The organism is Bacillus sp. 3255 (assembly GCF_031456485.1).
Classification (GTDB): Bacteria; Bacillota; Bacilli; order Paenibacillales; family NBRC-103111; genus Paenibacillus_E.
This window is the reverse complement of record NZ_JAVDUS010000006.1, coordinates 296,318-323,314: the sequence shown is the minus strand read 5'-3', so window position 1 is coordinate 323,314 and position 26,997 is coordinate 296,318. Positions and strand designations below refer to the sequence as shown.

Here is a 26,997-nt window from a genome sequence, read left to right as displayed (position 1 = left end):
CTCCTGTTATTACGGTAAAAATCGCCGCACTTCGGCCATCTGACGCAATATGAACAGGAGAGATTCCTGTTATTCTTCCAGTAGGCCCGATTGAGGATCAATTAACGGGAGGAATTCCCGTTATCGCTGATCGTTGAAAAAGGACCCGCCCGTACCGGCAGTTCCTCCCGTCAATCCCTGCTCCCGCAGCAGCTTCCTGTGCCGCGCGTCAAACCGCTACCGCCCCTACGAAACCTAAGAACTGGCCGCCACGCTCTTGCTTCGCATCAACACAAGCATCAGGACGATGCTGGCCATAGAGGTAAGGATCATCAGAATGAACGGCAGCCTGGGGTCGATCGTATAGGTCCATCCCCCGATGACTCCCGTCGGCGAAATGCATAATAAAACGAGAACTTGCAGAATCGAGAACATGTTGGCACGCTGATCGTCATCGATTGAATTGGCGACAACCGCCTCCAAATATGGACTCGATATAATGCTGCCGGCAGCGGCAAGCATCGTGCTGACAATGATCAAGCTTATTTGCCCTGGCGCTGCGGCGATCAACACAACTTTGGACAGGATCATCAGCAGGAAGCCGCCTATCATATACCGGTAAGCCCGGTTCTCCTGCAACCGCGGTACCACGAGAAACATCAAGACAAGCATCGCCACGGACGATATAGCCGGGAAAATCGAGATGAGCGCATCATTCATGTTCAAAGCTTCGACCAAATAGATCGAGAGATAAGCATTTTGCATCGTCACTTGAAAATTAGAGCATATATACACGCCGAAAATAATCAGCAAAGCGCGTTTGGCCAGAATCGCTTTGACTGCGCCGGCGTACGCGCGAAGCGTGTCCTTGACCTGCAGCGTCGAACTCTCGCTTCGCTTGCGAATGCCGATCTCCGTCTCGTGCGTTGCGAAGTTCCGCGCGAAGAACATAATCGTCAAGCTGATGAAGAACATGACATACAGGATCCGCATGGCAGGAACGAGCGTAAAATGGTTCACAAGCAGCCCGCCAAGAGGAGCAAACAGGCCTCCGATCACGCCGATGAGCTGCAAAATCCGAAAAACCTGAGACCGGTCACTCTCATGGGTATCCTCAACCAGCAAACAGTACCATGCGGTATTCGGCACCCGGAGGAAACTGTTAAGAACGGCCGCGGCGAGAAAATACCAAAAATTTTGCGATACCGCCCAGATCAAGGCAGCCGCACTCCAGCTGACAAGGTCGTAATAGAGCAGCGCACGCCGCCTCCCCATCCGGTCCGTGAGGTATCCGCTCAGGATGGACGTGAAAATTTGCATCACAAGGCCTATGGAAGTAATCCAGCCGATTTGCCTCTCATTCACACCTAGCTGAAACATGTAAACGGTTGCATACATCGTCAGCATACTGTACGGCACAATAAACATCGGTTCATAGATGAGGCAGCCTCTGGCATTGCCTTGAATTTTCCTGAACATTTTGAACCCTCCCATTCCTGCCGCCGCTCCAAAAAAAATCAGACAGAGCTGCTGTGCATCTGACTGATGTCGGTAGAAGGCCTTGATTATTTTTTGAAAGGAAGCTCGATCCGTACGGTCGTCCCCTGATCAATTTGGCTTTCAATCGTTAATTTGCCGCCATGTCCCTCAATAATTCGCTTGCATACCATGAGCCCCAAACCGGTGCCGTTCGTCTTCGTCGTGAAGAAGGGCTCCCCTAATTGTGACAGTCTGTCCTCGGAGATACCTACGCCCTGATCTTCCACGGAGATGATCAAGCCTTCGTGGCACTGATGCTTAATCCCAATTCGGATAATTCCACCGCTGACCATAGATTCTATCGCATTCTTCAGCACATTGATGAGTACCTGCTTGATTTGGTCCGGGTTACATGCAATGGCGGGAAGATCCGGGTCGGTGTCCATTTGGATTTGAACATTATACAGATGAGCATGCGGCTGCAGGAAAGCAATGACACTCTGCACAAGGTCCTGAATTTTGTTCTCCAAGTAATAATTCAGATGCGGTTTGGCCAAAGTCATGAACTCATTCACGACATAATTAATATGCTCCAGCTCTTCCAGCATGACATCGACATAGTCCGTATTTTTGGCTTTAAGCAGATGCACGAACCCCTTCAAAGAGGTCAATGGATTCCGGATATCATGAGCGATTCCGGCGGCCAACTGCCCGATCAGCGACAGCTTCTCGGACCTGATGATCGCTTCTTCCGACTTTTTGCGCTCGGTGAGATCCCGAATCACGCTTTGTACGATGGGGAACCCGATATTTTTGTGGACATAGATCGACGATAATTCAACATCGATGAATGTGCCGTCTAACTTGCGCATCTTCATCTCAATAAACTCGCTGTACCCGTCGGAATTCATGACCTCATGAAGCCGCGCGATGATAAGATCCATGTCGTTGGGGCAGAAAAAATCATAGATCGACCTGCCTTTGAACTCCTCCGAAGAGGTGCCGCCGAACAGTTTGCAGCAAGCATCGTTGACGAACTGGACGAAACCGTCCTTGTGCAAAACAATCGCTTCCGGATTCAGCTTGATCAACCGTCTGAACTGCTTCTCGCTTTCCAGAAGCTCCTCTTCGAATTTCTTCCTCTCACTGATATCCCGTTCGATACCGACGAAAGCGATGACTGTTCCTTCGCTATTTTTCACAGGCGAAACCGTAACGTTCGCGTAGAAGGAAGAGCCGTCTTTTCTAAGCTTCAGCGCCTCGAAATCCTTGACCGTCTGGCCGTCAATGAGCGACTGGTATAAGCGCAGCGCGTCCTCCCTATACGCTTCAGGCGTCATGGGCAGAAACGTGCCTACCACTTCCTCCCTCGTCCAGCCGTGCAGCTCTTCGAATTTCTTGTTCACCTCGAGCACCGTGCCATGTATGTCAACGATTACAATCCCATCGGAGGTTAAGTTCATTAAGGAATCGATTAAATGTTGTTTCAATGTCATGTCTAGCATCCCATCCCTAATTCTAACGATTCAATGCGGTTTAGTAGCTTTATTCGTTTTCGATGGAAAAAATACCTTTTTTATTTGCGCCAATCGATAAAAAAAGAGCAGCCGCCGAGGCGATCTGCTCCTGATCCTCACAAGACCGGCACATCTAGTGCCGTCTTTATATTTTGCAAATCCAATAGAAGCTGTTCGTTCATATTCCATGGGTGATACCACCCTTTTTCCATCATATACCTCATGATTTTCTCATGCGTATCGATGCTTTCTTCCAATTGCTTCTGAAGGATCGCTTTAATTTCCGGCGTGCCCGCTTCGGTTACAGCCATGGCGTAGCTCCTGACGGCGCTTTTGGCCGAAATTAGAAAATCGGTCGCGATGACCTGATCCGTCAACGTATGCATACCCGTCAAATGCTCGATAATCGTATTCATACTATCCGCCTCCTAGAGGATCGCATTGGATATAATCTGTTCCAGCTCCTGCAGCTGCCGCGTCGATAGTTGAACGTCCGCCAGCAATATTTCCTTCAGAGCCGGATCTGAGACCAGAAGATTCATCGTCTTCGCCTTCGTCAGGCCGTTCGTTTTGAACGTCGCGATTTCGTGAACTTCCAGCTTTTCGTGCAGCGCATAAGCCATCGGTCATTTCTCTCCTGTCTCTCAATCAATTAAGGTTTCAGCAGCACTTTAATACAATGATCCTGCCTCGTATCGAACAATTCATAGCCTTGCTTCGCTTCGCTTAAAGGCAGCACGTGCGTTACGACATCGCTCGGATCCACTTTGCCGGAATCGATCAGTTCGTACATATACGGCATATAGTGGATCACCGGCGCTTGTCCGCTGCGGATATTGACGTTCCGTTGGAAAATGTCGCCAAGCGGGAAAGCGTTATAACGCCCTCCATATACACCTGTGATTTGGATAGTACCGCATTTGCGAACAGCTTGCGAAGCGAGGACAATCCCGCCCATCGCGCCCCCGTGCAGCTTCAGCCCGGAAGCGATCGACTCCAGCGGAGTCATTTTCCCGCTCATCCCGGTGCAGTCGATCACGACGTCGGCTCCGCCTTTCGTCATTTCCTTCAATATATTTCCGGTTTGTTCACTGTGCTCCAAATTAACGATTTCCACACGGTTCGTCCTTTTGGCATGCTCCAGACGGTAGTCCAGATAATCGACGGCGATCACGCGGCTCGCTCCTTTGAGCCAGCTGAATTTTTGCGCGAGCAGCCCCACCGGGCCGCAGCCGAGAATGATTACCGTATCTCCGTCTTTGACTCCTGCGTTATCTACGCTCCAATAGGCCGTTGTCATTGCGTCTGCAATCAAACAGAGACTTTCGTCCGGATGCTCACAGCTTTCGGGAATTTTAAAATGCGTAAAGTTGGCATACGGCACCCTGAGCATTTCAGCCTGTCCCCCGGGGTACCCGCCTGTTGTTCCTGAATAACCGAAATAAGCTCCCATTTCACCGTTCTCGTTGGAGTTGTCGCACTGGCTCTCCAGCTGATTTTTGCAGTAGAAGCATTCGCCGCAAGAAATATTGAACGGTATGATAACCCGGTCGCCTTTTTTCAATTTCGTTACGCCGGGGCCGACTTCTTCCACAATGCCCATCGGCTCGTGTCCGATCACATAGTCTTCCTGGAGATTCGGAATCATCCCATGGAGCAGATGCAGATCGGATCCGCATATCGCCGTTGTTGTCATTCTGACAATCATATCGTCGGCTTTCTCGATTTTCGGATCGGGTACTTCTTTCACCACAACATTCTTAAGGCCTTGATAAGTCACAGCTTTCATAATAGTGTTCCTCCACTCCTGTTATTGATCGGGTGTCCGGTCAAACATGCCTTTCCTTGAGGTGTCGCCGGGGAACAGATTCATTCGTCCCATATGTACAGCATTGATCGCGCCTAATTGATCCAGTTTGTACTGTTCCTGAAGCTCGTAAGGGTGAAACCATTTCTTTCTCATCATTAGCTCGGATACTTCCTGGTGAAGCGCAATCCCCTGATGAAGCTGGCTGCGCAAGAGCGCTCTCGCGTCGGCGGACACCGTTTCCGTCAAAGCGATCGCCGTGTTGATGACCCCTTCCTTGACACGAACCAGAAAGTCCATGGCAAAGGTCATATCGGCCATTTCCGGCATATTCAGCGCATTGCTCGGGTCTAAATTATCGTAATCGTACGCTTCCTTCATCTATGCTCACCCTCAATTTCGTATAGGAGTTGGACGATCGGGAATCGGTGCTTGAAACGGGACTCTCTCATAAATGGCCTGCAAATCTGCGATGGCTTGCAAGGATTGTTCCACATCTTTCTGCATCAACGCTTTTAATTCTTGATCGAAAACCAACCCTTGCATCATTTTGGATTTCAGAACACACAACGTTTTGAAATTAAGAACTTCATGAAATTCCATGGACTCGTGCATAGCTAATGTCGGTTGGACTGTCATTGAAACACCTCCACAGGTAGAATGTCCCACTATCGCTTTTTTAACCAGAACACAAACGATAATAACCCTCGAGGCAATGCCTTGAGGGTTAGTTAGGTATGGACATGGTCTCACATGGCCGGACGTTTTAACAATTCGATCCCGTTAACCGGCAATTCTATGATGCCAGATACGATTTCATTCGATTCCAATCGCGTGTAGACGCGGTCATCAAGAGACACGCTCTTCGCTTCTCCGCTGAAATTCATCACAAATACGTAGTCCGACGAACCGTCCGTCCGCACCTGAGCGGTCACTCCCGGAGGCAGCTCCGTATCTATGGACCGTACGATTCCATTGTGCGTAATCAGCTTATGATAGAAAGCTTGCAGAAAATCCGGCTTTAACCGCGTCGCCATATGATAGGCTTTCCCTGCGCCGAATCGGTTCACGGTCAGAGCAGGCTGTCCGGCATAGAAGCTGTCGGTATAAACACCCAGCACCTCTGCGCCCTCGGCATGGATGATCTCGCATATTTCATGCGCTTCGAAGGCCCCTGCCAGTCCGAGCGGATTATCCGGGTGCATAGCCAAGCCATTGCGATCGTGATCGTACAACCCTTCGATCTCTTCCGCCCAAATGCCGAGCGTTCTCCGAAGCGGTCCCGGGAAACCGCCGAGATGGCACAAATCATGCTCATCGACGACACCGGACCAATACGTCGTGACCAGCGTTCCGCCTTGCTCGACGAATTTCTCGAGCTTGCGGCCCGTCTCTTCGCGGCACATATACAGCATCGGAGCAACGATGAGCTTGTATGCGGCCAGGTCATCCCCTGAGCCGATCACGTCCACCGGCACGCCTTGCTCCCAGAACTCGCGATGATGGGCAAGCACGGTTTCCTCGTAATGGATGCCCATATTGCGCGGACCTTGGGCGTCTTTCACCGCCCAGCGGTTATCCCAATCGAATATTATCGCCGTTTGGGCCGGGGTAATCGTGCCGACCAGTTCGGAGACGTTCGCCAGCGTCCGGCCCAGCTCCGCCACATCCTTGAACACGCGCGTATGCTCATACCCGGCATGATCGACGACGGCGCCGTGAAACTTCTCGGAGGAGCCTCGGCTCTTCCGCCATTGAAAATATTGCACCGAATCCGATCCGTGCGCTACCGCCTGCAAAGAGGACAATCGGTGCATCCCCGGCTGCTTCAGCTTGCTGACCGGCTGCCAGTTCGTCAAGCTCGGCGTGCTTTCCATCAACAGGAACGGCTTCCGTTTCAGCGAGCGGTACAGGTCGTGATAGAAGGCAACGGAGGCTCCGAGCGTGCTGTCATCCTGCCGCTCATGCCAAGTCGGATAAGCATCCCATGAGATGACGTCCAGCATGCCGGCAAACTTGCGGTAGTCCAAGCTTTCAATCATGTGCATATTCGTCGTCACGGGGAGCTCGGGATTCGCCCCGCGAACGGTATCGATTTCATGCCGGCAGAAGTCAACCGTTTGATCCGTAACGAACCGGCGCCAATCCAGATTATGTCCGTGAACCATATGTTCCCCATGCGGGGCCGGCGATTCCACCTGCTGCCAATCCGTATACGTATGCGCCCAGAAGGAAGTCCACCATGCCGCGTTCAAAGCTTCGAGCGAACCGTATTTCTTTTGCAGCCACTTGCGGTAAGCGTCCTGACAATAGTCGCAATGGCAGTCTCCGCCGAATTCATTGGAAATATGCCAGCCGACGACCGCCGGATGCTGACCGTAGCGCTCGGCCAGCTGGCCGTTCAAGATTGCCGTCTTCTCCCTGTACACGGGACTCGTATAGCAATGATTGTGCCTGAGGCCGTGCAAATTGCGGATGCGATTCGCCCCCACCCTTCTTACCTCCGGGTACCGTTCCGACATCCAGGCCGGCCGGGCGCCGCTCGGCGTCGCAAGCCATGCATAGATGCCATTGTCTGCGAATGAGTCCAGCAGCTTGTCCAGCCACTCGAACGTGAACGTGCCTTCCTCCGGCTCCAGAGCAGCCCATGCGAAAATGCCGATCGCCATCACATTGCAGCCTGCGAGCTTCATCAGCCGGATGTCTTCCTCCAAAATGTGCGGGTGCTGCAGCCATTGATCCGGATTATAGTCAGCGCCGTGCATCAGCACGGGCAGCTTCTTGCTGACCGGCGGGAACTTGCGTGTCATCGCCATCTCTCCTCTATGCAGGATATCGTCGTATTCTCTTATTCGCTTTTGATTATAGGATAATTCGCGTCTATACTAATAGAACAGAAAGCATGAAAAATCGTACAATATGAACATAGGTGGTGAGGATCGCATGATGCCGTTCCTGCTGGCTGAACTCGTGACGTTGGAGAATATCATGCCGCTCTACGTGTACTGCGTAGGCAGCCATGAGCAAAAGCATCTTAAGAGGCCTGACGGATATCCGGCGCAACAGCTCTTCTTGAGCCGCAGCGGCCGGGGAACTTTCCGGCTGGAGGGCGGTCCCGATATGGCGATGACTCCCGGAACGATGCTCATCCTTCCCGCCGGCGTACCGCACGAATATGATCCTGCCCCTGGCGAGGATGCCTGGGAGCTCGGTTTCGCCGCCTTCAGCGGCTCTGCTGCCGCTTCCATAATGGCGCATCTGGGCTGCCGGGAGCCCGTTCTGCTCGAGAAAGCTCATTTCGCTGCGCTTTGGGATAAGCTTGAATCGTTATGGCAGCACATCTCCCTGAATGGAGAGAGCGGTTATTGGGAGGCTTCGCGACGGATGTACGATATGCTGCTAACGGTTCTTCAAGGGCAATCGGACCAAGAGGTGAAACAGCGAATGACCCCCGCGGGGCAGCCCAATGCCGCCCTGCAGGAAGCGGTCAAGCTGATCCATGACCACTATAACGAACGCCTGCATGTGTCCAACTTGGCCAGAGCGGTCGGCTACTCCGTCCAGCATTTCCACCGGCTGTTCGTCGATAGTTACGGCGTTACGCCGCAGCAGTATATCCAGCAGATTCGCATGCGCCGGTCGGTTCAGCTGTTTCAAGAGAACCCCGGGATGACCGTTGAAAAAATAGCGCACCAACTGGGAATGGAGCCCAGTTATTTTATTCGTATTTTCAAGCGAACCTATGGCGAGACGCCTAAGCAGTTTATGAAAAGGAGCTAAGCGGGCGGCTGGGGAGGGCGTGCGGTGGCGGGGGCGTGCGCTGGCGGGGGCGTGCTGGCGGGGGCTAACGGACACAGCAGCCCCTATTCGTTCCATCGGGGCTGCCTGGAAACTGCAACGGACACCAGCGCCGCTATTTGCTCGTTTCGGGCGTATTTCACGCACGAATAAGGCAAATAGGGTATCTGGTGTCCGTTAGGCGTGAAAACCCGCCGGTTTCACGGAAATAACGGCCGTGGTGTCCGTTAGAACACCACGGCATTCCTCAGCGCGAGGGTCGCGCGCTGACTATCCACAACGCGCGGGCTAACGCGCTCGCGCTAACGGACACAGCAGCCCCTATACGTTCCATAGGGGCTGCCTGGAAACTGCAACGGACACCAGCGCCGTTATTTGCTCGTTTCGGGCGTATTTCACGCCCGAATACGGAGAATAGGGTACCTGGTGTCCGTTAGGCGTGAAAACCTGCCGGTTTCACGGAAATAACGGCCGTGGTGTCCGTCAGAAGCGCCGGTTCATGAGCCGACGGGATAGTGTCCATAGGCGAGAGTCGGCGAGGGTCAGCGAAGATCGCTAACTCCTTGCCCGTCAGGCGCCACCCCCGCAGGCGAGCTGCTAAGGAAGCACATTGCCTGCCGCACGATAAATCTCATACCATTCCTCGCGCGTCAATTGAATCTCGCTTGCTTTACAGCAATCCAGCAAGCGCTCGATATTCATGGTCCCCGTGACCGGCTGCATCCGTGCCGGATGGCGCAGCAGCCAGGCCATGGCGATCGTCGTATTCGTCACATCATATTTGTCCGCGATTTCATCGATCTTCTGATTCAGCTCCGGGAACTTCTCGTTCCCGAGGAAAACCCCTTCGAAGAAGCCGTACTGGAAAGGCGACCAAGGCTGAATCGTAATATCGTTCAGTCTGCAATAATCAAGCACATTGCCATCGCGGTTGACGGCGGAATCGTTCAGCATATTGACATTCATGCCGTTCGAGATCATCGTCGCATTCGTAATGCTGAGCTGCAGCTGATTGGCGACAAGGGGCTGCTTGACGAACTTCTTCAGCAATTGAATTTGCAAAGGCGTCTGGTTGGAAACGCCGAAATGCCGAACTTTCCCGCTGCTCTCAAGAAGATCGAACGCTTCCGCAACCTCTTCGGGCTCCACGAGCGCATCCGGGCGATGCAGCAGCAAAATGTCCAAATAATCGGTTCTCAACCGCTTAAGAATGCTATCTACCGATTGCAGAATATGTTCTTTGGAGAAATCGAACATCCCTTTGCGAATGCCGCATTTGGATTGCAGAATGATCTTCTCGCGAACATCGTCGTTCATATGAATCGCGTCCGCGAAGATTTCCTCACATTTGCCTCCGCCGTAAATATCCGCATGGTCGAAGAAGTTGGCTCCCGCCTCCATCGAAGTCTGGACGAAGCGCTCAGCCTCCCCTTTCTCCAAAGCATTGATTCTCATACAGCCTACCGCTATAACAGGAACTTCCAATTGACTTGTACCAAGCTTGATCGTTCTCATTGTTGGCTAATCCTCCTCCAAGGCTCTATCACAGTGCGCCATATACCTAATCTAGTTGTAACGCTATTATTGTGACACATAAGCCCGACGGTTAGCAAGATTAGCTAACAATGACAATGCCCTTACCCTTGAATGCTCTTCACCATGCAGCCGCAAGTGGCAAGATGCATCCCTTCATGGACGGCCACGAAGCCCAGCAATTCGCCCGCCCGGTGAAAGGTCAACGGTCCCAGCTGCAGCGGCGCTGCCAGGGGCTCCTCCAGACGATCGGGGGCGAGCTCGGAGAGCACGTTGAGCTGCAAGCTCAGCTGCTCGAGGAGCTCATCTTTGGAAGGGGGCGAACCGGTCCAGGCCGCCGGCGAGGTACCGGTATTGAACAACGCGGCGTATGTCTCCGGAATTGCCGATGCATTGGAGAAGCCGAGCATCATGCACGCATCCATCCAATAAACCATATGACCTATGTTCCAGCGAAGCGTGTTGTTGTAAGACGGGGGTTGAATGTCGAGCCATTCCTCAGGAATGGCCTGCACCTGCTGCAGCACCAATTGACGTACAGTTTGAGCCGTGTTCTTCATCATTTCGGACATTTTCGTTTCCTCCTTTGTCATGTGAAGCGCTTGTTATGTACCAAGTATAGGTCTCGGGGCATCAACCATCAATGCACTGCACATTACCGGAACGTTAAGTATAAGTTAACGTTTCCTCATTGACAGATATACAGGAACACGCAAAAATAAGCTTAAAAGGTATCTGCGCTCAAGAACGGAGGAAAGCGATGGAATTCAAGCAATTGGAATATTTCATGGCGATTTGCGAAGAGCTTCACTTCACTAGAGCAGCCGAGCGAATGGGTGTCAGCGCTCCGAATATCAGCCAGCAAATCCGAAGGCTGGAAGAAGAGTTGGGGGTCCTGCTTTTCGACCGCATCGGCAAAACGATCGCCCTTACCGACGCCGGCGCAATTCTTCACGAACATGGAACCGCTGTATTCGGACATCTCCAGCAAGCCAAGGACGCCATTGCCGATTTGAAGCAAATGCAAGGCGGCTCGCTATCCATCGGCGTGCTGCCCGGCGATGCGGATCTGATGTTCAACGCTTTGCTGCTGAACTTCCATCAAACGTATCCCACTATCTCGCTATCGCTGCTGGAAACGACCAAAGTCACCGAACAGGTGCTGGACCGAACCATCGATGTCGGCGTTACCATCGGCCCCGTGGCCGATGAGCGTCTCACCGTAATCCCTCTATTCCATGAGGAATTTTCTTTGGCCTTAAGCGCTAATGACCCGTTTTCTGCGGAAAGCTTCATTCCGCTTAGCAAGCTAAAGACCATGAAGACCGTCATGTTCCCGGCCGACCATCAATGCCGCAAGCTGATCGACCGCTTCTGCATGGAGAAGGGATTTGCCCTGCAGCCGCATATGGTCACAACCACCCTGTCCTCCCTCATCCAAATGGTTCAAAGCGGCGTCGGCGCCGCCGTTCTGCCACGGCTGCTCTTGGAGAACCTCCGCAACCCGGACATCAAGGTTGTGCACCTGACCAACCCGGTGCCTTCCCAGGATATCTGTCTAATCTACCGCAGCGATAGATATGTCGGATATGCCATGCGTACGTTCATCAAAACTTTGCGCGCGTACATCGAGTCCGCTATCCATCATGCGCAGTCGTCATAGACAAAGAGAAAAGCTTACCCCTGCCGCACCTCGGCCGGGTAAGCTTTTCTTGCATCGCTGCATCTACTTCTCGAAACGGGCAGGAAAATGAACGTCACCTGCTGGACGCCTGTCACTTTCTCCAGATCGATTTCCGAATAATGAACCTCCTTCTACGCTTCTGGCCTCCTCGACAAAAAAGGCTGTCGATCATGATCGACAGCCTTCCAAATCTCCGTGTATGGGGTCTGAATCACGGCTTCTCCGGCCGGCGAAGTTAATGCTGAGGTAATCGGATGAAGCCCGCGGCCGGCTAACGGACACAGATGCTCTTATACGGCGTATTCTCGCCGTTCTGACGATCTAACGGTCACCAGCGCCGCTATTCGCGGTTTTCGAGCCGATTTCACCGAGAAATCGGTAAATAGGAGCTCCTGTGTCCGTTAGCGCCGAAACAGGCCAGGGCGCCTACAAATAACGGCTGGGGTGTCCGTTAGCGCCCGGCGAACTGAGATTGGCACGGACAGTCCCACCGTTCGGCATGTGTGCCTGCCGTACGTACACCCCAGTCCGGTGCAACGGGATTAGCGGTTAGCAGTCTGGCTCTGCTCGGCCAAAGCTTTTGTACCCGCTTCCAAAACAGCAAGAATACGCTCCACATCGTATACGCTCCCCGCCCAGGTGCCTCCGCTGACAGACTGGAGGGCTGCCCATAGACGCGTGTCGTCGGGGAGCTTCTCGTCAGGCGCAAGCATCGGATGAGGCGAACGCGCTGCAAGCACTCGTGCGCCTTCTTCAGGCGAGAGCAATGCGACTCCGGCAACGGCTTCCGCTCCGACGGTAGCAGTGCCTGCGAGATCCGCCCCAATTCCTCCATCGCCACCGCCATGCTCTACAGCCTCTGCATCTCCACCGCCTCTTACACCAACCTCAGCTTCACAAGCTTCCACAGCTTCCGCTCCGACTGCGACTTCGCGATCAACGCCCGCTTCATTTGCGCACTCAGCACACCCGGCGCCAACGCCGGCGCCAGCTCCAGCTCCAGCTCCAGCTCCAGCTCCACCGTGTGCGACACTAACGGCGCCAACACCGACAAAATTAATGCTGCCCACCAGCCGATTGCGGTCAATGACAATGTCGATCAGATCGCCATCCCGCAGCTTCCCGATCGGACCGCCGGCCAGCGCTTCCGGCCCGACATGACCGATGCAGGCGCCAGTCGATACGCCGGAGAACCGGGCATCCGTGATAAGTGAGACGTATTTGCCGAACGGCAAGTGCTTCAATGCCGACGTCAATTGATACGTCTCCTCCATCCCCGTGCCCGACGGCCCCCGGCCGATCAGCACCATCACATCGCCGGCTTGAATGCCGCCGTTCTTAATGGCCGAGATGGCCGCCTTCTCCGAGGTAAATACTTTGGCCATACCCCGGTGGCGGTAAACCCCGTCATCGTCAACGGTTGAAGGATCAATTGCCGTCGATTTGATGACCGAGCCCTCCGGCGCCAAATTCCCCATCGGAAACGTAACCGTAGAAGTCAGTCCCCTCGCTTTGGCTCGTTCCGGACTCATGATGACATCATCCGGATCAATCCCGTCTCTCTCCATAAGCAGGCTTCGCATCCGTACCCGGCGTTCGCTCGCCTCCCACCAATCCAGAACGGTGCCGAGCGTTTCGCCGGTGACGGTCAACGCCTGCTCTTTCAGGACGCCCAGCCTGCGAAGATGAAGCATCACTTCCGGCACCCCGCCGGCCAGAAACACCCGCACGGTCGGATGATAATCCGGACCGTTGGGAAGTACGCTCACGAGTCGGGGCACTTCTTGATTGACGCGTATCCAATCCTGAACATCCGGCACTCGCAGTCCGGCTGCATGGGCAATAGCAGGTATATGCAGCAGCAAATTCGTCGATCCGCCGAAGGCCGCATGTACAACCATCGCATTGTGAATGGACGCTTCCGTCACAATGTCCTTCATGCGCAGTCCCGCTTCCTCGAGAGTCATCATCGCGCGGGCCGATTGCCTCGCCATCTCCAGCCATACGGGCTGGCCCGAAGGGGCGAGCGCTGCATGAGGCACCGTCATGCCCATCGCTTCTGCGATCACCTGCGAAGTAGCGGCAGTGCCGAGAAACTGACAGCCCCCGCCAGGTGTGGCGCAGGCCCGGCAGCCCAGGTCTGCAGCGGCTTCCAGACTGAGCTCGCCGCTCGCATATCTGGCGCCGATGGTCTGGATCTTCCCGGCATCCTCCCCTTCCGTCGGAGGCAACGTCACGCCGCCGGGGACGATGACGCAAGGAAGCTCATGCATGCCGGCTAATGCGATCATCATCGCAGGAAGTCCCTTATCGCACGTTGCCACACCGAGCACGCCTTTGCGAGTCGGCAACGAACGGATGAGACGCCGGAACACGATCGCCGCATCGTTGCGGTACGGAAGGGAATCGAACATCCCTTCCGTGCCTTGAGACCTGCCGTCGCACGGATCACTTACATAGCCGGCGAATGGAACGCCTCCGCTCTCTGTGATCACCTCCGCAGCCGCTTGTGTCAGCAGGCCGACCTCCCAGTGTCCGGTGTGATAGCCGAGCGCGACAGGACTGCCGTCTTCCTTGCGGATCCCGCCCTGCGTGCTCAACAACAGATACTGCTTCCCCTTCAGCCTGGACGGCTTCCATCCCATCCCCACATTCTGGGTCAGGCCGAACAAGTCCCCGCTGGGAGCATGCAGCAGCATGTCCGGGGTAAGCGGCAGCGCGCCTTCCGGCCCCTGTGCGTGCGTACGAATCGCATAAATATCGTTATTTTCAGCCAAAGCCATAATCGATCTTAATTGCTCTGTCATCGACTTTCACCCTTCCGCATAAGGTTCCCTAGCCAGATTGCGCCATGCTGTCAGAACAGCCCAAAAAACTACGCTTTTAGAAATACCGTTTTAATTGAGGTGAAAAATTCGATCGCCGCCTGCCCCTGTTCGCGCGAGTGGGAGCTGGATTGCTTCATGCCGCCGAACGGTGCCTGCAGCTCCACCCCGGCTGTCTCGGCATTAATTCTGACCAGACCGGCATCCATCTCTTGGATGAACGATAAAATGTTGCCGATGTTTTGCGTATAAATCGAAGCGCTCAAACCGTAATCCGAATCGTTCGCGAGCCGAATCGCTTCTTCCATCGTTTCCACCTGAATAAGCGCAAGCACCGGCCCGAATATTTCTTCCCGGGCAATCGCCATATCCGGCGTCACTTTATCGAATACGGTCGGCTGAATATAGAAGCCTTCACGAAGGTCCGGATGATCCGGCGAAGCTCCGCCGAACAATAGCTCGGCGCCTTCATCGATCCCTTTTTGAATATAGGATTGTACCGTCGCCAGTTGATTCTCATTCGCGCAAGGCCCCAGCCATGTCCCGGCATCCAGACCATGCCCGACGGTAAGTCCTTGCAGCTTGGTCAGCAGCTTTTCCTTGAAGCTTTCATACACGTCACGCATCACGATGACACGGCTCGTTGCCGTACATTTCTGACCGGTCGAGCGGATCCCGCCGCTGATCGTCCCATCAACCGCCAAATCCAGATCGGCATCCGCTGCGATCAGAATCGGATTTTTCCCGCCCATCTCAAGCTGATACTTGGCCCCTCTGGCCAGCGCTGCCTGACCGACCTTTTTGCCGACCTGATTGGATCCGGTAAAAGTAATGCCGTTCACGTCCGGGTGCTCGGCAAGCCCTTGACCGATAACCGCGCCGCTTCCGGTCACCAGATTGATGACGCCGGCAGGCAGCCCCGCTTCTGCGAAGCACTCCACGACTTTGGCAGCGGTCACCGCAGTCTCCTGTGCAGGCTTCAGGACGACCGTATTCCCATAGATGAGAGCCGGAGCCATCTTCCAGACCGGAATCGCCACGGGGAAATTCCAAGGCGAAATCACGCCCACTACGCCGAGCGGAACCCGAGTCGTAAACATCAGCGCTTCGCTGTCCGTAGAAGGAATCACATCCCCGATCTTGCGCATCCCTTCGCCGGCGTAATAACGCAGGATGGCAACGCCCCGTGCGGTCTCGCCTTTGGCTTCCGGAAGCGTTTTGCCCATTTCCCGGGTCATCGTCTCGGCAATTTCATCAAGCCTTCTTTCCAGTGCATTGGCCGCCCGGTATAAGAAGTCGCCTCTAGCTGCGCCCGACAGCTTCCGCCAACCCGATTGCGCGCCTTTGGCAGAGGCGACGGCTTCATTCAAATCCTCCAGCGACGATGACTGCACGTAGCCGACGACTTCGCTGCGTTTGGCGGGATTAATACTGGGAACTGTGTGCCCGGTACCGGCCTGACGCCATTCGCCATTGATATAATTCAAATACGTTTGTCCTCCAACAAATACGGATTCCATACTCATTCCTCCTGCCTAATTTAGTAAATTTAAGATGATTGGCCTGCATCAACAACATGATTAATAAGAGTCCCAATTCCTGCAATATTGATTTCAATCCGGTCTCCAGGTGCGAGAGTAAACTCGTTCGGCGGCACAATACATGTTCCAGTCAGCAATACGGTACCGTCAAACAATTCATTATCGCGAATTAAAAACTGGATCAATTCCTCCAGCTTGCGTTTGAGCTGTCCCGTATTGGCCGTTCCTTCGACGACTTGCTCTCCGTTGCGGTAAATGCGGCTGGTGATTTGCAAATTGTAAGGATCTTCAACCGTTTCGGGCAGCCGGATGGCCGGCCCCAAGGAACAGGATCGCTTCCACATCTTGGCCTGCGGCAGGTACAGCGGGTTCTCGCCTTCAATATCCCGGCAGCTCATATCATTGCCGGCGGTGTAGCCGATCAATTGCCCGCTGGCGCTCAGAACAAGCCCCAGCTCCGGTTCCGGCACCTGCCACACGGAGTCGCTGCGAAGCTGCACATCTCCGCCGGGGCCTACCGTCCGGGCAGCCGTCGATTTGAAGAAAATCTCCGGACGCACGGCATCATAGACCTTATCGTAAAAAGTCGTGGCGTCCAGTCTGCCTTCCGTTGCCTCATAATTGCGCGCATCCCGGCTGCGCTCATACGTAACTCCGGCCGCCCATACTTCAGGCGCTTCGATAGGAACGAGGAGCTGCAGCTGCTCCAGCGAACTTGAAAGCGCTTTAGAATTGGATGCCGTTTCGTTTACTAACTGCAGCGGTGAGATCCCCCTTTCGGCAGCCTCATGGACCAAGGCCAAGTAATCGCGCTGCGGAAGCAGGTAAATCTCCTCATTGTCAGTAACGGCAGCTAACTGGGCAACTCCTTCATTGGCATAACGGATTATTCTCATCCATGCTCACTCCTCGCATTTTGTTTTATAATATAAAACGACGTTCTCAAAATGAGGTGTAAAAATGCCTGGAACTGGCATGCAATTGCTTAAACGCGCCGAAACCCCAGGGTTTGCGAAATCATATCCGCTTCTTTCTTCAGCAGGCTGATATACTGGCCAAACAAGTGATCATCAACCGTAACCACAAGCGTAGAGATGCTGATTGCCGCCGCAATCGAACCGTTGTGTTCAAAAATGGGAGCCGCACCGCACCTTACGCCAGGTTCGTTCTCCTGGTTGTCAACGGCATAGCCCAGCTCTCTCACCTGATCCAGCTCGTTCATGAACGCTTCTCTCCCCGTAATTGTCGCTTCCGTATACTTGGAGAAATGATAATCCCGAAGGAGCGCATCCCGCTCATTCGGCGTTCGATAAGCCGCCAGCACCTTCCCGACTGCACTGCTATGGAGCGAAACCCTCCGGCCGATTCGGGAATACCGGATCGCCGCTTTGGCTCCTTCCACCTTATCCAAATAGACGCCTTCCCTCCCGTCCAGGATGACGAGATGCGCGGTCTGGCCCGTCGTTTCGGATAAAGCCTCCAGATGCTTGCGGGCAACCGTACGAATATCCAAGCCCTGCAGCATAAGCTGTCCCTTCTCGAGCAGCTTCAGCCCTAGCTTGTATTTGCCGGTGTCCGTATCCTGATGGATGTAGCCGTGTAACTGAAGCGTTTTCAATAAGGCGTGTACCGTACTCTTGTGAAGCTCCATTCGCGCGCTGATTTCCGTAATTTTCAGCTCTGTCGTGTACTCGTCGAATAAATCCATAATTCTCAATGCTCTGTCCAGCGCTTGAATAATCGGCATGCCATCACTCCTAACTACAAGTTCATCATAAACCTTTCGGCCCGCGCAAGCAAGATGAAGTTATCGCAAGGAACGCAGCAAGTCTCCAGAGTGTATCAAGCGGCATTAGCACTGTATAACGCCAAAAGGCGGCCGGTGGCCGCCTCCTATACTTCCCCGCCCGGATACAGCGTTGAGCTCGACAGCCGCTTCGGCTGCGGCAGCGGAACCCCCGTAGGGCGCATGTTCCAGTCCGCTGGCGCTGGCTTGCTGGCATAGATGGAAGCTGACTCGCTGTTATAAATGATAACCTGCTCCGTGCCGCTGCCCCATAAGTCGGCATGAACGGCGTAGCCTTCGGAAGGAAACTCCGCAACGACTTGCATATGGCCGTCGTACAAGGCAGGGGCCAAATCGCCGCCTCTGCGGTAAGCCAGAATATAGTCCGGAGCGTCTTCCGTCCAACCGCGCAAAGGCTCGATAATCGTCAGCCAACCCGGCGTCTTGCGGTCTTCCTTCCACACCTCCCGGCCGCTGCTGTCCAGCAGGAACAAAGCGTCCTTGCCGACTAATCCTTTGCCGTCATCCTCGCGCACAAGCCGGTCCAATCCGGCAATTTGCAAGCCCGGCAGATCGCTGCGGAACCTCCCCAGCGCGATATGCTGCGACTCGACCGAGCCTTCGTACCGCCACAGCTCCCGGCCATGACGGTCGTACATGACGGTGACGCTGCCGCCGATCACGAGCTCCGGCTCTCCGTCGCCGTTCACATCGCCGACCCAGATGCAATCGGCGTGATCGTCCAGATCCCGGCAGCTCCATAGAAGGGTGCCGTCATGATCCAGCAAATCGTAACCGGCCATCACTTCGTCGTATCCGTCACCGTCCAAATCGTACACCCAAGGGAAGTGGCCCGGGTTGCCCTCGTGCGTCCACAGCACATCCATATTGCGGTCCAACGCCCACATGCGGTGATAACGGTCCTTGAGAATGAGGTCTCCGGCATGAGAGCCGCCCGTCAAGTTCGCAACGATGATGCAATCGTGCGCCTGCGGGTCCGGCAGTTCATGGGATGAGCGCACACTGCCGTCGTGCCCGTTGATCACGATGAGCCTGCTGTCCATCACACATAGCACCTCCAGGCGGCCGTCTCCGTCAATATCGGCAATCTGTGCCGGATAATCCGAGCCTTGGCTGCCTGCTCCCGGATCCGGCTTGCCCGTCTGCCATAGGAGGTTGCCTTCCAGGTCGTAAGCCGTCAAGCACTGCACCTGATGCGGAATGTAACGCACATCCTGGCGGTTGTCGGGCTGCACGAGCAGCACTTCCATTCGGCCGTCGCCGTTCAAGTCGCCGAGCAGCATTTTGCATCGCGGACCTGCCGCCCGAATATCCAGCTTACCGATAAGCAGCGCTTCCTTAGCCGTCATTTGGTTCATAGGAATCTCCTCCATTATCCGTATGCCTACGGGGCATACACCTGCAAATTTCCGTACTCTGCAATAAGCGGGGCCATCTGGCGAAAGCCTAGCTTGCCTGCTCCGAGAAGCGGCCCCCAGGTCGAACCGTCATCTTGCCACCGGAACAGCACCAGACCATTCACGGCAAAAAGCACCTCACGCCCCCGCTTCAGCGCCAGCATCCGATACGGCCCCACCGCATCCGCCACATCCGGAATCGGATCGGCTCCCTGTGCGACAAGGTGAAAGCCGTAGCTTTTGCGCAGGTTGCACGTGTGAAATTGCCGCTCCTCGGGATACCGGCGGCGAAAGTAGGAGATATGGAACGCATCGATATCTCCATGATGGTATTGATCATAGATGCCTGTTCGCTTGGCCAGCCCGGGATCGAACACATCCTGCCCTTCCCTGCCTTGAGCGCATAAGAACATAATCGCCAGCCCCGGCTCGCGAACCGGCCAAAACTCCCAGCTGACCGCGATATCGGCAGGCAGCGCCTCCGGGCACCAGAACACCAGATTGGCGGCCTGCCCTTCACCGGGGTCGCGCGTGCTCTCGAGCCGCATCCGGCCCATCGGGAAGGAGACCGCCCCGTCCCCCTCCATCCGGAAGCCCGCCACATCGTTCTCCGACCGCAGCGGATTGTTATACACCATGCGCCAATCCGGCGGTATCAGCTCCATACCCTGTACACCGCTTCCCGCCGTCATCTTACCCGCTCCTGTATCGCTTGCCGCTCTTGCGGCACCTGCGGCTCCGGCAACCAGCCGGCAATGAGCTCTAGGGCGATAATCGTATTCAAAGACCACTGCGCCGCTTCGTTCGTATTCATCCAATCGATTTCGTCGAGCGTATCCACATGAGTCACGCTAGCCGCATCCTGCACGAGATCGACGCGCGCGAACGGATTTTCGTTCAGAATGTCCCAGCACTTCCGCGCAGTCTCTTCGTCGTTCTTGTAATAAGCACCGTAAGCGACGATCGCTGCGCTAAGCACGGGATGCTCGAAACGCTTCGTGCTGATACGGCCTTCCGTCAGCTTATCCTTGTCTTCCTGCGACTTGTTATAGTACACGCCGAATTCCGCCATCATCTCTTCCCACTCGGGGTCTTTCAGCATGCCGGCGAGCTCGAACCATACTTGCGGACCGCCCATACAGATCGCCAAATGGCGTCCCCAGTTGTCGTCTCCCATCGGCGTCAGCACACCCGTCTTCGGGTCATAGCCGTAAGTCGGACCCGAGATAAGCCCATAGTTAGCTCCCTTGATGCAATCGATGCCGACCAAGATTTTATCTCTATAAGCTGTGTCTTCATAGCGCTCCCATCGGGTCATCCAGTTCGAGGAGAAAGCCGCCCAATCCGGACCGACCCGGATATGCGTCGGATGCTCGTCTTTCGGGAAGTAAGCCCGCATCGGATCAAGATGAACCGTCGTGAAATCGGAATCCTTCACTTCGTCCATCATATCCCCGATCCGCTCATCTGCGGTCAAATAATAGAAATAACGGTGCAAACCGGCCATGCCGATCCGCGCTTCCTTGCAGCCGCAGCCCCAGTGGACGACGTTATGGCGGGAGCCGAGCCCGGCATATTCACCGAAGTGATACACGTCGACTTCGCTCGTATGCCGCGTCATTGCCTCCGCCATCCGGAAGATATCGCCTCTTCCCGAGCGCAGGAACATGATCCACAGCCACATATTCGGCGCCAGCTCCGTGTTCTGCCACGCACACCCGCCTAGGTCGTAATTCCAGACGTGGCGCACCGGATCATAGCTGTGCATGAAATCGCCGTAGTCCCAGAACCCGTACCACTTGCGCTGCTCGACTTCCTTCATGTAAAAGGCAATAATGCCGTCCAACCGCTCCTCCAGCTGCCGTTTGGACGCTGTCGAACGGTCCGGCAAACTCCAGATGCCGAAAGCGCCCGCCTGGCGGTAATACGCCGGCTCGCATACGAGGAGCGATGGGCTGTCCGTCTCCTGCTGCATAAGCTCCAGCGTCTCCGGAGCCGGCGCTCCCTCCGTGCACCACAGCATGAGCTCGTTCGTATTGGCGATGCCGTACGGGGTGGCGCGAAGCTCCTCGGCTCCCTCGTACGATGACTCCACATGCGTCTTCGTATCATAATGCCGCAGATCCATCGGCTCGCCGTCAGGCGCCCACAGCCATACCGTGAGCGAAGCCTCGGACTGCGACGTGCCGTGCGCTTCGAAGCCGGACGGATGCTTCTGCCAGAAATGGCGCAGCCCCGCCGCCAAGCCCCCGCCTTCGCCGCCTACGTAAGCCACACCGCCCGCACGCCGCCCGTCCGTCACTTTCACCCAGGAGCAGCCTTCGCCCGTCCGTTTCCATATCCGGTAATGGTCGGCCGACAGCTGCATCAGCTTGAAGCCGTCCCATGTAGCGGAATCGTCCAGCAGCCCGAGGAAATACGCATCCTCCTCCGGATCGAAGCGGACCGGGCTGCCTGCCGTCTGATGCTCGAACAGTTCGCGGTACTTGCCTTTGGTACGTCGCGTATGCAGCGTCTTCGGCGATTCGCTGAAAGCGCCGCTATCCCCGGCGAACCGGATATGCCGGTTATACTGCGCGCCTCTCATCGGGATTGCGAAGCGGACGCCCAAACCTTTGATATAGTCCTCATGCGGATTGCCGTCATAATAAAACGTATGTACGATACGTATCGTGTCGAGTCCCGCATAGAAATACAGCCGCATCGAGAATGGCAGCCACTTCCTGGCGCCGCCGGCAGCGCGGTGACTGCCTTCGATTTTGACAACCGCCCGAAGAGGTCCCTCCTGCTCCACGGTCAAGCGGTGCACATCGCTCTCGAACGGTTCTTCCCTCGTCGTTCGGATACCGGAGGCTGCGCTGCGGCTCTCCTTGATGCAGACCAGCTCGCCGCCGGAGCAGATCTCCGCGCCGCCGCGAACGATGCTGCGCAGCCAGCGGCTGCCCTGTTTGCCGAGCGTGCACTCGATGACTCCCGTGTTCAACCGGACCGTCTCATCGGTTTGCGTTACCGTCACCGTATGTACCGGAGCGGCGCCTTCGCCTTTGCTCACTGAGAACGCATCGGTCCCGCCTGTCAAATCGGCCGCCGCATGTGCGGTCCATTTGACGCTACCGTCCGGCCAGTAGGCCGTCGCCCAGCTCTGCATCGGTACCGCAGTCCCGTCGCCGCTTCTCAGCAGCCTCAGCTCCTCGTCCCGGCGCAGTTCGCCCTCTCTCCAAGGAATCCCCCAAGTCATCCCCGCCGGCAGCGAAGCCTTATGTGATAAACTGTGCAATTGAATAGCTGTGTTCATAGCCAAACGCTTCATCTCCTTCCCCGTCATAAGCCCCATTGTAGAGAAAGTCCGTCTTGCCCTCAATGAGACTTTATTGACGGGGATGAGCACCGTGTTTTCCGGCCTTTTGCACATTTTTGCCCCTTTTGCACATTATTGATTACGAATGCTGACTAAGCTCTCTGTAGCTCGTCGGCGTCATCCCTTCAAGCTTCTTGAAGATGCGGTTAAAGTAGCTATGCTGATACCCGACCTGCTCGGCAACGTCGTTGATTTTCATCTCGGAGTTGCGCAGCAGCTCCTTGGCTTTCTCGATGCGCAGCTCGGTCAAGTAATCGATGAAGTTTTTCCCTGTCACAATCTTGAACGATTTGCTGAGAAAAAACGGGTTCGTGCCGATATGATCCGCACAGTTGTCGAGCGATATATCGTGCTTGTAGTTTTGCTGCAGGTAAATCATCGCTCCTTCGATCAATCGTTTGACCTCGGCGTTGGAACGGCCGGAGAGCTCCTTCAGGAACGGTCCGAGCACCTTGTCCCTGAACCATTCGAGCATCCGCTTCGGCTCCCGGATTTGGGACAGCTGCTCATACAGATTCGCTCCTCTGAACAGCCGGTTCGGATGAATGCCCGAAACCATAATGGCATGCTGCACATTGCCGAGCAGATGCAGCATCCCTTGCTGCACATCGATTTCCTTGGCGCCCTGACACGATAATGCCTTCAGGAACGCCTCCAGCAGCTCGAACGATTCTTCTTCCCTGCCCGTACGCAGCGCTTGAATAAGCTCCCGCTCCAGCGGGAACGGATACTGCGGCTCCGCCTTGGCATCGCCCTCCATAATGCCTTGCTCCATATCGATGATCTGATTGACATTCTCAAAGTTGCGGTAGCTGACCGCCTGCTTCGCCCGCTCGAACTCATGCGGAATATCCGATATGCGGGCGACCGGGCGGGAGAATGCCATCGTGACGCGCATTTTCAGAATGCGGTTGATCGACGCCGTCAGCTCGTCGCTGAACGCTTCGACGGCCTCCTTGGCCGGACGGTGCTCCGGCAGAATCAGCAGCAAGCCCGCCGTCAAATCGTGGAAATTAAGCGTATCGCACTGCTCGAAATGCTGGGCCGCCAGCTCCTTAATCATGTTGACCGCCGCGAAGGTGACCAGCCCCTCGTCCCCATTGCGGAACGTTCCGTCCACACTCGCCATGCCGATGAGCTGCACATGCAGCACCACAAAATGCCGATTCCGCACGTCCCACTTGAACTGCTCCATCCGCCGCAGCAGATCTTCTTCCGAATAAGCGTACATATAGCCGTGCAGCAGCTGGTGCAGGAAGCTGTCCTTCACATGCGGCAGCTGCTCCGCCAGCTTCGTGTTCAACTCCAGACTCTCTTTGTGCATATGCTGCCACTGCTTCTCAATCAACGTGAACTCATCGCCCTGCCCGGCCCAGACGGCTCCGCCCCCATGGCCGCCGAGCATCGTGACAAGCCGTTTGACGGGCAGATAAATGCGGCGAGAAGCCAGCCATGACAGCAAAGCTGCGAGCAGCAGCGCAATCAAGCTTACCGTAATAATCAGCTTCGAGATGAAGACGACCGGCGACATAATGCTCGTGATCGGCGAGGCCGAGACATAGGTCCAATCATCCGCGATTCTGGACAGGCTGCCGTAAGAAACCGTATACGTCGAGTCTTTCCAATCGAAGAAGAAAGAGCCTTTCGGCGCATGCAGGCTATCGATTTTGCCCCGCAGCGCTTGCACGAACGGCGATGTGGAAGCGCTTCCGTTCGCGGAAAAGTAAAGGTCTCCCGAATTTTGCAGCAAAAACGCCTCGCCTTCGTAATAAGGCGTCATCGTTTTGAGCAAATTGGCCATTTTCTGGTTATCGAAGCGAAACACGATCACACCGAACGGATCCATGCTGCCGCCGGGGATATGATGGACTAACGTCAGATCCTTTGCCTCCGGATGGTTCGGATCGAATGCCCATTGTGTCCAGAACGTCGTATTTTTACTATGAATCAGCTTCTCGTACACATTGTCCGAAAGACGGTCCTCAGGCACCGAATACTCCGGATTGAACAGCACACGGCTGAATCCGCCCACGTAGAGCTCCGCTTTCTTCACCATCGCGTTCGAGCCCTGCATGGCGACCAGCGTCTTGGTCATATCTTGCGTTCTTTCGAAATTACGAACGAAATCAAGCCCGTTTAAACTGGAATCAAATTTATTATCAAATGCCCAATGAGCCAGCAGCAGTTCCAAATTGCTCAGCTGATCGTCGATCTGCTCGGAGCGCTGCTCGATTTGCTGATAATGGAGCTGCAGCAGCTCGCTCTCGATGCGGCCGCCCGCCATCCCATATACAAGCGCCCCCATGATGAGGCCGGGTATCCCGGAAACGATAAAAATCATAATCAAGCTTTTTCTGTAAAAACGCCCTTTGCCTCCGTCTGTCCGGCTTAACCAATTACCGATTCTGCTTTTAACCGTTCTCATTCTCAAGAGCATGTTCTCACCAACCATTTCTTAAGTTTAAGATGAGCGGACGGTAAATGATGCCGATGAAGCCCGCCTTGAATGACAATCAAATATAATTTCAAATATAAATTCGAGCATACAACGCCAATTGCGTTGGTGGAAGCTAAAATTCCGACTTTCTTATCCAAATTTCCGACTTCTTTGAACACAAAAGAAACCAGCCCCCTGGAAATCCAGGTAAGCTGGTGTCTGGTTGTTGCCATGAAGCTCGGATATTTAAGCCAGGGACTTACTTCTTCGCTGCGGCATACAGATCGTTCATTTCTTTCACGAGATCGTCGCCGCCCGATTTTTTCCACGTTTCGAAGGCGGCTTTCAGGCCGGCCTCATCCGTTTGACCGACGATGAATTTGATGCGCGCGTCATTGATAACGTTGTCGAGCTGCTGGCCTTTTTGCGAGTAAACCGTGGAGATGAACGGCTCAGCCGGGTTGGCCACGATGTACTGCTCCGCTTCTTTTTGAATCTTCGCCGTTTGCAGACGAAGCGGCGTTTGCTTCACTTTCAGTCCGCGGTCTTCTGGAATGAACGGCAGCATTTGGTTCAAGCCTTCCACCTCGGATTCCAGCAGCGCGGCGTCCTTGGTCGGTACGACAGCTTCGCCGTCTTTCGTATAATGCTTGCCTTCGATCCCGTATCCGGCCAGTGTCGTCAATGCCGGTTCATTCATTTGGTCGAGGAATTTCAGCACGCGCTTCAATTCATCTTCCGTTTTCACCGTCGATTTGGGAATCGCCAGCATGCCAGCGAAGCCTGATGTCGGCAGCGCCTTCAACCCATTTTTGCCCGTCACGCCGATCATATTGTCCACATAATGGACATCCGGCTTGTCTTTGCCTTCCTTCGCGAGCGCCGCATGGATTTTATCGTCGATTCGTGCCGCAGTATCGGTCACGTCTACGATAACGCCGGCTTGATTGTTGACGATAGGATCATTCCATTTCGCCGAATCGAACACGGCAAAATCCTGATTGATCAGCTTCTCGTCATACAGCTTTTTCATAAATTTCAACGCTTCCAAGTACTCCGCCGTTTGATGCTCCGGCACAAGCTTGCCGTCAACGACGCCCCATTTGTTCGGCGCCCCGAACCACAGCTTAATCGTATCGAAACCGCTTGCCCATTGGCCGGTCCATTTCACCAAAACCATCCCGTAAGTATCGGCTTTGCCGTTCTTGTCCGGGTCTTTCTCTTTGAATGCCTTCAGCATATTGTAGAAATCATCGATCGTTTTGGGCTGCTGCAAACCGACGGCTTCCAGCCAGTCTTTCCGGTAATTGATTCCGTTACGGCCGAGTGCGCGTCCGCGGTAGATCCCGTAGTTTTTGCCGTCGATCGAAGAGTTGTTCATGATGATGGCGTTCGCTTGACTCAAAGTAGGGAATTCTTTCAAATACGGTCCGACTTCCCAGAATGCGCCGGATTTGGCCGCATTGACGAAGCTCGGATTTTTCACATCCGGCACATAGATGATATGCGGCAGCTTGCCTGAGGCCAGCGTAATGTTGAATTTATCCGTGTAGGAGGAGTTCGGTACCCATTCCAGGTGAATATTCGTATTCGTTTGCTTTTCGATTTCGGTCACAACCGGCCCGTCGTCTTTCGGATAGTTCGTTTTGAAAATGGGCAGCATGATGTTCATATCGAGCGGTTTGGCATTTTGCGCAGCTGCGGTCGCAGTCGCTCCGGGCGATGCGGCCCCAGCCGCAGGCGTCGTTGCCGCCTCCTTCCCCCCGCTGCACCCTGTAATCGCTGTGATGGCCACCGTACCGATGGCTGCTGTAGAAATCCATTTTTTCATCTCA

At 54.8% G+C, this 26,997-nt stretch carries 22 protein-coding genes; 3 read left to right on the top strand and 19 right to left on the bottom strand.

Annotated features, from left to right (window positions below; genetic code table 11):
- Nucleotides 1-234: 234 nt before the first annotated feature.
- The 8 genes from J2X61_RS11980 to J2X61_RS11945 all read right to left on the bottom strand — a co-directional run bounded on the left by J2X61_RS11980 (nt 235) and on the right by J2X61_RS11945 (nt 7,592).
- A complete protein-coding gene (locus J2X61_RS11980) occupies nt 235-1,458 on the bottom strand; it encodes an MFS transporter (protein ID WP_274469871.1) in 1,224 nt (407 codons plus the stop codon).
- A gap of 86 nt (nt 1,459-1,544) precedes the next feature.
- Nucleotides 1,545-2,954: a PAS domain-containing sensor histidine kinase gene (locus tag J2X61_RS11975; RefSeq protein WP_274469872.1), complete on the bottom strand. Its 1,410-nt coding sequence runs from the start codon at nt 2,952-2,954 to the stop codon at nt 1,545-1,547.
- Between the two features lie 137 nt (nt 2,955-3,091).
- Nucleotides 3,092-3,391, bottom strand: coding sequence for a spore coat protein (locus J2X61_RS11970; protein ID WP_274469873.1), 300 nt, complete (start codon nt 3,389-3,391; stop codon nt 3,092-3,094).
- Nucleotides 3,392-3,403: 12 nt separating this feature from the next.
- The gene (locus J2X61_RS11965) at nt 3,404-3,598 is read right to left on the bottom strand and encodes a hypothetical protein (protein ID WP_274469874.1); all 195 of its coding nucleotides are present in this window, start codon (nt 3,596-3,598) and stop codon (nt 3,404-3,406) included.
- Nucleotides 3,599-3,627: 29 nt separating this feature from the next.
- Complete coding sequence (locus J2X61_RS11960; protein ID WP_274469875.1) at nt 3,628-4,764, bottom strand: zinc-dependent alcohol dehydrogenase; 1,137 nt, start codon at nt 4,762-4,764, stop codon at nt 3,628-3,630.
- Nucleotides 4,765-4,785: 21 nt separating this feature from the next.
- Nucleotides 4,786-5,163: a spore coat protein gene (locus tag J2X61_RS11955; RefSeq protein ID WP_274469876.1), complete on the bottom strand. Its 378-nt coding sequence runs from the start codon at nt 5,161-5,163 to the stop codon at nt 4,786-4,788.
- A gap of 12 nt (nt 5,164-5,175) precedes the next feature.
- Nucleotides 5,176-5,421, bottom strand: a complete 246-nt coding sequence (locus J2X61_RS11950) for a spore gernimation protein GerQ (protein ID WP_274469877.1) — start codon at nt 5,419-5,421, stop codon at nt 5,176-5,178.
- Nucleotides 5,422-5,531: 110 nt separating this feature from the next.
- Nucleotides 5,532-7,592 carry a beta-galactosidase gene (locus J2X61_RS11945; protein WP_310187988.1) on the bottom strand — a complete coding sequence of 687 codons (2,061 nt, stop codon included), beginning with the start codon at nt 7,590-7,592 and terminating at the stop codon, nt 5,532-5,534.
- Nucleotides 7,593-7,701: 109 nt separating this feature from the next.
- On the opposite strand from J2X61_RS11945, the gene J2X61_RS11940 reads away from it, so the two are divergent.
- Together J2X61_RS11940 and J2X61_RS11935 are read left to right on the top strand one after the other, a co-directional pair.
- Entirely contained in the window at nt 7,702-8,562 is an 861-nt protein-coding gene (locus J2X61_RS11940; RefSeq protein ID WP_310187986.1) for an AraC family transcriptional regulator, read from the top strand.
- Nucleotides 8,563-8,586: 24 nt separating this feature from the next.
- On the top strand, nt 8,587-8,733 hold the full coding sequence (locus tag J2X61_RS11935; RefSeq protein WP_310187984.1) for a hypothetical protein: 147 nt from the start codon (nt 8,587-8,589) through the stop codon (nt 8,731-8,733).
- Between the two features lie 444 nt (nt 8,734-9,177).
- Here the strand turns inward: J2X61_RS11935 and J2X61_RS11930 are convergent, their stop codons facing one another.
- Together J2X61_RS11930 and J2X61_RS11925 are read right to left on the bottom strand one after the other, a co-directional pair.
- Nucleotides 9,178-10,095, bottom strand: coding sequence for an aldo/keto reductase (locus J2X61_RS11930; protein ID WP_310187981.1), 918 nt, complete (start codon nt 10,093-10,095; stop codon nt 9,178-9,180).
- 122 nt (nt 10,096-10,217) lie between these two features.
- Nucleotides 10,218-10,685 carry a DinB family protein gene (locus J2X61_RS11925; RefSeq protein WP_274469882.1) on the bottom strand — a complete coding sequence of 156 codons (468 nt, stop codon included), beginning with the start codon at nt 10,683-10,685 and terminating at the stop codon, nt 10,218-10,220.
- 188 nt (nt 10,686-10,873) lie between these two features.
- Here J2X61_RS11925 and J2X61_RS11920 point away from each other — a divergent pair, with 188 nt between their 5' ends.
- Entirely contained in the window at nt 10,874-11,776 is a 903-nt protein-coding gene (locus J2X61_RS11920) for a LysR family transcriptional regulator (protein WP_310187978.1), read from the top strand.
- A gap of 563 nt (nt 11,777-12,339) precedes the next feature.
- On the opposite strand, the gene J2X61_RS11915 is transcribed toward J2X61_RS11920, so the two are convergent.
- The 9 genes from J2X61_RS11915 to J2X61_RS11875 all read right to left on the bottom strand — a co-directional run bounded on the left by J2X61_RS11915 (nt 12,340) and on the right by J2X61_RS11875 (nt 26,993).
- Nucleotides 12,340-14,604 (bottom strand): YjhG/YagF family D-xylonate dehydratase, encoded by a 2,265-nt coding sequence (locus J2X61_RS11915; protein ID WP_310187977.1) that lies wholly within the window; start codon nt 14,602-14,604, stop codon nt 12,340-12,342.
- A gap of 68 nt (nt 14,605-14,672) precedes the next feature.
- Entirely contained in the window at nt 14,673-16,142 is a 1,470-nt protein-coding gene (gene gucD, locus J2X61_RS11910) for an alpha-ketoglutaric semialdehyde dehydrogenase GucD (RefSeq protein ID WP_310187975.1), read from the bottom strand.
- A 29-nt stretch (nt 16,143-16,171) separates the two neighbouring features.
- On the bottom strand, nt 16,172-17,059 hold the full coding sequence (locus tag J2X61_RS11905) for a fumarylacetoacetate hydrolase family protein (RefSeq protein WP_274469886.1): 888 nt from the start codon (nt 17,057-17,059) through the stop codon (nt 16,172-16,174).
- 89 nt (nt 17,060-17,148) lie between these two features.
- On the bottom strand, nt 17,149-17,910 hold the full coding sequence (locus tag J2X61_RS11900) for an IclR family transcriptional regulator (RefSeq protein ID WP_274469887.1): 762 nt from the start codon (nt 17,908-17,910) through the stop codon (nt 17,149-17,151).
- A 146-nt stretch (nt 17,911-18,056) separates the two neighbouring features.
- Nucleotides 18,057-19,328, bottom strand: coding sequence for an FG-GAP-like repeat-containing protein (locus tag J2X61_RS11895; protein WP_310187973.1), 1,272 nt, complete (start codon nt 19,326-19,328; stop codon nt 18,057-18,059).
- Nucleotides 19,329-19,354: 26 nt separating this feature from the next.
- Nucleotides 19,355-20,059, bottom strand: coding sequence for a DUF1961 family protein (locus tag J2X61_RS11890; RefSeq protein WP_310187971.1), 705 nt, complete (start codon nt 20,057-20,059; stop codon nt 19,355-19,357).
- Nucleotides 20,056-22,662, bottom strand: a complete 2,607-nt coding sequence (locus J2X61_RS11885; RefSeq protein ID WP_310187970.1) for an exo-rhamnogalacturonan lyase family protein — start codon at nt 22,660-22,662, stop codon at nt 20,056-20,058. The genes J2X61_RS11890 and J2X61_RS11885 overlap by 4 nt, the downstream gene beginning before the upstream one ends.
- A 142-nt stretch (nt 22,663-22,804) precedes the next feature.
- Nucleotides 22,805-25,150: a helix-turn-helix domain-containing protein gene (locus tag J2X61_RS11880; protein WP_310187969.1), complete on the bottom strand. Its 2,346-nt coding sequence runs from the start codon at nt 25,148-25,150 to the stop codon at nt 22,805-22,807.
- Nucleotides 25,151-25,421: 271 nt separating this feature from the next.
- Nucleotides 25,422-26,993: an extracellular solute-binding protein gene (locus tag J2X61_RS11875; RefSeq protein WP_310187966.1), complete on the bottom strand. Its 1,572-nt coding sequence runs from the start codon at nt 26,991-26,993 to the stop codon at nt 25,422-25,424.
- Between the last annotated feature and the right edge of the window lie 4 nt (nt 26,994-26,997).